Source organism: Rhodobaculum claviforme (assembly GCF_016653255.1).
Classification (GTDB): domain Bacteria; phylum Pseudomonadota; class Alphaproteobacteria; order Rhodobacterales; family Rhodobacteraceae; genus Rhodobaculum; species Rhodobaculum claviforme.
The window spans coordinates 1-6919 of sequence record NZ_NHSD01000172.1; the positions used below are offsets into that span (position 1 = coordinate 1).

Annotated in this window: 5 protein-coding genes; all 5 read right to left on the reverse strand. The window is 71.5% G+C overall.

The window, feature by feature from the left end:
* The coding region (locus CCR87_RS05660; protein ID WP_201156592.1) for a sensor histidine kinase at positions 1-2086 on the reverse strand (2086 nt) is incomplete at its 3' end.
* Positions 2087-2090: 4 nt separating this feature from the next.
* On the reverse strand, positions 2091-2684 hold the full coding sequence (gene kdpC / locus CCR87_RS05665; RefSeq protein WP_201156593.1) for a potassium-transporting ATPase subunit KdpC: 594 nt from the start codon (positions 2682-2684) through the stop codon (positions 2091-2093).
* Positions 2685-2695: 11 nt separating this feature from the next.
* The gene (gene kdpB, locus CCR87_RS05670) at positions 2696-4735 is read right to left on the reverse strand and encodes a potassium-transporting ATPase subunit KdpB (protein WP_201156594.1); all 2040 of its coding nucleotides are present in this window, start codon (positions 4733-4735) and stop codon (positions 2696-2698) included.
* A gap of 10 nt (positions 4736-4745) precedes the next feature.
* On the reverse strand, positions 4746-6449 hold the full coding sequence (kdpA, locus tag CCR87_RS05675; RefSeq protein WP_201156595.1) for a potassium-transporting ATPase subunit KdpA: 1704 nt from the start codon (positions 6447-6449) through the stop codon (positions 4746-4748).
* 11 nt (positions 6450-6460) lie between these two features.
* Complete coding sequence (gene kdpF, locus CCR87_RS05680; RefSeq protein WP_338048882.1) at positions 6461-6562, reverse strand: K(+)-transporting ATPase subunit F; 102 nt, start codon at positions 6560-6562, stop codon at positions 6461-6463.
* Positions 6563-6919 lie beyond the last annotated feature (357 nt).

Sequence of the window (6919 nt, forward strand, 5' to 3'; positions counted from 1 at the left end):
GCAGGGGCAGGTCGGGGTCGGCCAGCGACGAGGCAGCCCCGATGATCGACACCAGCGGCGTGCGCAGGTCGTGGCTGACCGAGGACAGCAGCGCCGCGCGCAGCCGCTCCGCCTCGGAGCTGACGCGGGAGTGTTCGAGGTCGCGTTGCAGTTCAGTCCGCTCCAGCGCCACGGCGATCTGATCGACCAGCGCATCCAGCAGCCGCCGGTCCACCGGCGAAAACGCCCGCCCGTCGGGCCAGGCGATGCCCAGCACCGCCAGTCGCCGCCCGCCCGCGCTGACCGGCAGGAACAGCCAGCGGCTGGCGGGCAGCGTGCCCGAACCGCGCCCCGCCGCCTCGCCCCGCGTCCAGGCGTAATCCGCCGCCGAGGCCTCGCGCAGGTCGAGGGTGTCGCGCGCAGGCTCGGACGCGACGATCAGGGGGCGGCCAAAGGCGCCGGGGCGCAGCAGCACCGTCTCGCACCCCAGCGCGCCGCCGACATGGGTGGCCGCCGCGCGCAGCACATCGCCCGAGGCGCCCGCCCCCGCCACCTGCCGGGCGAAGTCGTAAAGCAGGTTGGTGCGTTCCGCGATGGCGCGCTGTGCGATGGCCCGCCTGCGCAGCCGGGCCGCCAGATTGCCCGTCACCACCGAGGCGAACAGGAACAGCCCCAGCGTCAGGATCTGGTCCTGCCGCACCATCATGAAGGTGTTGCGCGGCACCGTGAAGAAGAAGTTGTAGACGAGGAAACTGACACAGGCCGCCAGCAGCGCCGGCCACAGCCCGTGCAGCACCGCCACCACGATCACCCCGGTCATGAAGATCAGCGACAGCGTGGCCACCGGCAGATACACATCCGCCACCCCCGCCAGCAGCCCCGCCACCGCCACGATGCCCATCGCCATGGCATGGACGCGCGGGTCACGCTCCACGTCCCAGCGGCGGCGGGCGGGGGGCGGGGGGTCCTCCCTCGGGTCCGACACCAGCGTCACCTCGAAGTCGCGCGCGCGGGTCAGATCGCCCGACACATCCTCGCGCCCCAGCCGGGCCCACAGGGGGCGGGGCCGGGGCCTGCCCACCAGGATGCGGCTGACATTGCGGCGCCGGGCGAAGTCGAGGATCTCGGCCGCTACCGGTCCGGCGGCGTGCAGGGTGGCGATCTCGGCCCCCAGCCGTTCGGCCAGCCGCAGCGCGCCCGCGATGGCGTCCTTGTCGGCGTCGGGCAGCGCCTCGGCCTGGGCCGAGGTGACGGTGACGACGATCCACGCCGCGCGGGAGCGCTCGGCCATGCGGCGGGCGGTGCGGATCAGCGCGCGCGACACGGGGGATTCGTCCACCGCCACCAGGATGCGTTCCTGCGTGGGCCAGGGCCCGCCGATGGCGTTGGCGCGCATGTGTTCCTGCAACTGCGCGTCCACCCGGTCGGCGGCGGCGCGCATCGCCAGTTCGCGCAGCGCCGTCAGGTTGCCCTTTGCAAAGAAGTTCTGCACCGCCCGCGCGATCTGGTCCTGGATATAGACCTTGCCCGCGCGCAGCCGCTCGATCAGCTCCTCGGGGGGCAGGTCGATCAGCTCGATCTCGTCGGCCATCTCCAGCACCGCGTCGGGCACGGTTTCGCGCACGCGCACACCGGTGATGCGGGCCACGCGGTCGTTCAGCGTCTCCAGGTGCTGGATGTTGAGCGTGGTCCAGACGTCGATGCCGGCGGCCAGCACCTCCTCCACGTCCTGCCAGCGTTTCTCGTGGCGGCTGCCTTCGACGTTCGTATGCGCCAGCTCGTCGATCAGCGCGAGCGCGGGGCGGCGCGCCAGCAGCCCGTCGAGGTCCATCTCGTGCAGGATCCGGTCGCGGTGGAACTGCGGCCGCTTGGGCAGCACCACGAGGCCCGCGAGCATCGTCTCGGTCTCGGCCCGGCCGTGGGTTTCCACCACGGCCGCGACCAGATCCACGCCGTCGGCGGCGCGGCGGCGCGCGTCCTCCAGCATGGCATAGGTCTTGCCCACGCCGGGCGCCGCCCCGAGGAAGATCTTCAGCCGCCCGCGCCCCTCCCGCCCGGCTTGGGCCAGCAGGGCTTCGGGTTCGGGGCGCAGGTCGGTGCGGGTCATCGGCTCATCCCGTGGGGCTGTCGCCCTCAGGGGCGGGCAGCGGCAGGCGGTCGTCAAGGGCGAGGTTGAGGCGCAGCACATTGACGCGCGGGTCACCGAACAGGCCCAGCCACGGCGCCTCGGCCTGGGCGGTGATCTCGGCCAGCACGTCGCGCAGCGGCACGCCGCGCGCCTCGGCCACCCGGCCGGCCTGCAACCGCGCGTTCTGCAGCGAGATGTGCGGGTCGAGGCCGCTGGCCGAGGCGGTGACGGCGTCGATGGGCACGACGGTGACGGCATGGGCGGTGCGGAACGCCTCGGCCCGCTCGGCCACCTGCGCGATCAGGGCGGCGTTGGTGGGGCCGAAGTTGGTGGCGCCCGAGTCGGTGGCGTCGAAGTTCGCGGCCGAGGGGCGGGGGTGGAAATAGTGCGCGCCCGTGAACGCCTGCGCCACGAGGGCGGAGCCGACGATCCGGCCGTCGCGCGCGATCAGGCTGGCGTTGGCCTGCGCGGGGAACAGGGCCTGCGCGAGGCCGGTCATGGCCAGCGGATAGGCAAGGCCGGTGAGCCCGACCATCAGGGCGAGCATCACCAGCGCGGGGCGAAGATGGGTCATCATGGGATCTCTCCTTACATCAGCCCGAGGGCGCCGACCGCTAGGTCGATGGCCTTGATGCCGACAAACGGCACCACCAGCCCGCCGAGGCCGTAGATCGTCAGGTTGCGCCGCAGCAGTGCCGCCGCCGAGGCCGGCGCATAGGCCACCCCCCGCAGCGCCAACGGGATCAGCGCGAGGATCACCAGCGCATTGAAGATCACCGCCGACAGGATCGCGCTTTGCGGGCTGGCAAGGTTCATCAGGTTCAGCGCCGCAAGGCCGGGATAGGCCGCCACGAACAGCGCCGGAAGGATGGCGAAGTATTTGGCGACGTCATTGGCGATGGAAAACGTCGTCAGCGCCCCGCGCGAGATCAGGAGCTGCTTGCCCACCAGCACCACCTCGATCAGCTTGGTCGGATCGCTGTCGAGGTCGATGAGGTTCGCGGCCTCCTTGGCCGCCGGGGTGCCGGAATTCATCGCCACGCCCACGTCGGCCTGCGCCAGCGCGGGCGCGTCGTTGGATCCGTCGCCGCACATCGCCACCAGCCGCCCGCCGTCCTGTTCCTTGCGGATCAGGTCCAGCTTGGCCTCGGGCGTGGCCTCGGCCAGGAAGTCGTCCACGCCGGCCTCGGCGGCGATGGCGGCGGCGGTCAGGGGGTTGTCGCCGGTGATCATCACCGTGCGGATGCCCATGGCGCGCAGTTCCGCAAAGCGTTCGCGCACGCCGGGCTTGATGATGTCCTTCAGATGCACGGCGCCCAGGATACGGTCGCCCCGCGACACCAGCAGCGGCGTGCCGCCCGACCGCGCGATCTGATCGACGCTGGCCGCCAGGCCGCGGTCGAGCGTGGCCCCCGTATGGCGCAGCACCGCATCCACCGCGCCCTTGCGCAGCTTCGTGCCGTCGGCCAGATCCACACCCGACAGCCGGGTCTGGGCGGAGAAGGCGATGGCCTCGGCCACCGGCAGCGGCGCACCGTCGCCGCCCAGCATCCGGCGGGCCAGATCGACCAGCGACTTACCCTCGGGCGTCTCATCCGCGCGGCTGGCGGCCAGCGCGGCCTCGGCCAGGGCGCGTTCGGCCACTCCGGCGGCGGGGATCAGCGCATCGGCCATGCGGTTGCCGAAGGTGATGGTGCCGGTCTTGTCCAGGAGCAGCACATCGACGTCGCCCGCGGCCTCCACCGCGCGGCCCGACTTGGCGACGACGTTCGCGCGTGCCAGCCGGTCCATGCCGGCGATGCCGATGGCCGACAGAAGCCCCCCGATGGTGGTGGGGATCAGCGTCACGAACAGGGCTGCCAGAAACACCACCGGGATCGAGATGCCGGAGAACACCGCGAACGGCTCCAGCGTGACCACGACGAACAGGAAGATCAGCGTGAAGCCCGCGAGCAGGATGTTCAGCGCGACCTCGTTGGGGGTGCGCTGCCGCTCGGCCCCCTCCACCAGCGCGATCATGCGGTCGAGGAAGCTGCGCCCCGGCTCCGAGACCACCCGCAGCACCAGCCAGTCCGACACGATGCGCGTGCCCCCGGTGACGGAGGAGAAATCGCCCCCGGATTCGCGGATCACCGGGGCGGATTCGCCGGTGATGGCGCTCTCGTCCACCGAGGCGACGCCCGCGACCACCTCGGCGTCGGCCGGAATGATGTCGCCCGCCTGCACCAGCACGATCTGGCCCTTCTTGAGCGCGGCCGAGCTGACGCGCGTGGCGCTGTCGTGCGGACTGTCGGCCTGACGCAGGACCTTGACCTGCGTCTCGGTCTTGGTGGCGCGCAGGCTGTCGGCGCGCGCCCGGCCGCGGCCTTCGGCCAGCGCCTCGGCGAAGTTGGCGATCAGGACGGCGGCCCAGAGCCACAGGGCGATCTGCAGGGCGACGCCCGCATCCGGCGCCCCCGACGCCAGATCGCGCAGCCCCAGCACGGTCACCAGCGCCGCCACCACGGCGGTGGCAAAGATCACCGGGTTGCGCACCAGCGCGCGGGGATCGAGCTTGGCCAGCGCCTGGCGGCCCGCCCGCGGGGCAAGCCCGGCCAGCGACGGCCCGGAAAGGGTCTGTTTCGACATGGGTTTGTCCTCAGAAGCTCTGCCCGGCGATCATCGAGACATGCTCGGCGATCGGACCCAGAAGCAGGGCGGGAAAGAAGGTGAGCGCACCGAGGATCACGACGGTGATCATCAGCAGCACCACGAACAGCGGGGTATGCGTGGGAAACGTGCCCGCGCTGGCCGGTGCGGGGGTCTTGAGGCTGAGCGCGCCCGCCACGGCCAGCATGGGCACGATGAAGGCAAACCGGCCCAGCATCATCGCGATCCCCTGCAAGGTCGTGTGGAACGGCAGGTCCGCGCCGAACCCCGCAAAGGCCGAGCCGTTGTTGCCCGTGGCCGAGGAATAGGCATAGAGGATCTGGCTGAGGCCATGCGGCCCCGGGTCCTGCACCGCCGCCAAGGCCTGCGGCACGGTCGCGGCCAGCGCGCCGAACACGAGGATGCCCAGCGGCATCGACAGGAAGGCGATCACGGCCAGCGTGACCTCACGCCCCTCGATCTTCTTGCCCAGGTATTCCGGCGTGCGCCCGACCATCAGCCCGGCCAGGAACACCGCCAGCACGACATAGAGCAGCATCCCGTAGAACCCCGCGCCGACGCCGCCGAAGATCACCTCGCCCACCTGCATGTTCACCAGCATCACGAGGCCCGACAGCGGCATGAAGCTGTCGTGCATGGCGTTGACCGAGCCGTTGGACGCCGCCGTCGTCGCCTGCGCCCAGAGGGCCGACAGGGCGATGCCGAAGCGGGTCTCCTTGCCCTCCATGTTGCCGCCCGTCACCCCGGCCTCGGAGGCCAGCAGCGGGTTGCCCGCCAGTTCCTGCGCATAGATCACGCTCAGGCCCGCGACGAACAGGATGCCCATGGCCGCGAAGATCGCGAGGCCCTGCCGTCGGTCGGCCACCATGCGCCCGAACAGGAAGCAGAAGGCCACCGGGATCAGCAGGATCGAGACGCTCTGCGCCATGTTCGACAGGATCGTCGGGTTCTCCAGCGGATGCGCGGAGTTGACCGAGAAGAAGCCGCCGCCGTTGGTGCCCAGCTGCTTGATGGCGATCTGGCTCGCGGCAGGGCCCTGGCCGATGACCTGCTCGGCGCCCTCCAGCGTGATCGCGCGGGCATACGCCGCCAAAGTCTGCGGCACGCCCTGGCTGACCAGCAACAGCGCCATCAGGATCGCCAGCGGCAAGAGGACATAAAGCACCGTGCGCGTCAGATCGACCCAGAAATTGCCCAGCCGCCCCGTGCCTTGGGCGGCAAAGCCCCGGATCACCGCCACGGCCACCGCCATGCCGGTCGCGGCCGAGACGAAGTTCTGCACCCCCAGCCCGACCATCTGGCTGAAGTACGACAGTTCCCCCTCGCCGCCATAGGCCTGCCAGTTGGTGTTGGTGACAAAGCTGATCGCGGTGTTGAACGCCAGATCCGGCGCCATCGGCGCGATGGCTTCGGGGTTCCACGGCGTCAGCCCCTGCAGCCGCAGGATGGCGAACAGAAGAACGAACCCCGCGAGGTTGAACGCCAGCACCGCCAGCGCATAGCCCGTCCAGCCCTGCAGCCGGTCCGGCCCGGTGCCGGCGGCGGCGTAGAACGCGCGTTCCACCGGGGCCAGCACGGGCGACAGGAACACCCGCTCCCCGGCATAGACCCGGTGCATGTAGCCCGCCAGCCCCCAGGCCAGCGCCACCGTGACCGCGCCATAGAGCGCAAAGACGAGAAGATCGGTGCCCATCCCCGCCCCCCTCAGAACCGGTCGGGGCGCAGAAGGGCTGCCCCGAGATACACGAACAGCCCCGCCGCCACGGCAAGGCCAAGGATGAGGTCAAGCATCGCGCCCCCCCTCACAGCCGCCCGAGCGCGCGGGTGACGAGCATCAGCGCCACGAACCCGCCCACGCCGAGCGCGAGATAGACGATGTCCAGCATGGGTATCCCCTGCGATTGTTGCAGGTCGAATATCGGGCCCCACCCCGTAAGGGCGCCATGCCGGAACCCGCGCCCCGGCGTAAGGGCCGCGTAAAGATGCGCGCGCCGGACCCGCGCGGGCCCGCAGGCGGGATCCCGCAGGGCGGCACGGGGTCACAGCCCGGGCGGCCGGTCAGCGCCGCTGGGCGGGAGGATTGGCGGGGACGGCCCCCCCGGCGGCCGGGGCGGCAGCTGCGCGCCCGGTTCGGGCCGCGCGCGCGTGGGGTGGCTCGCCACC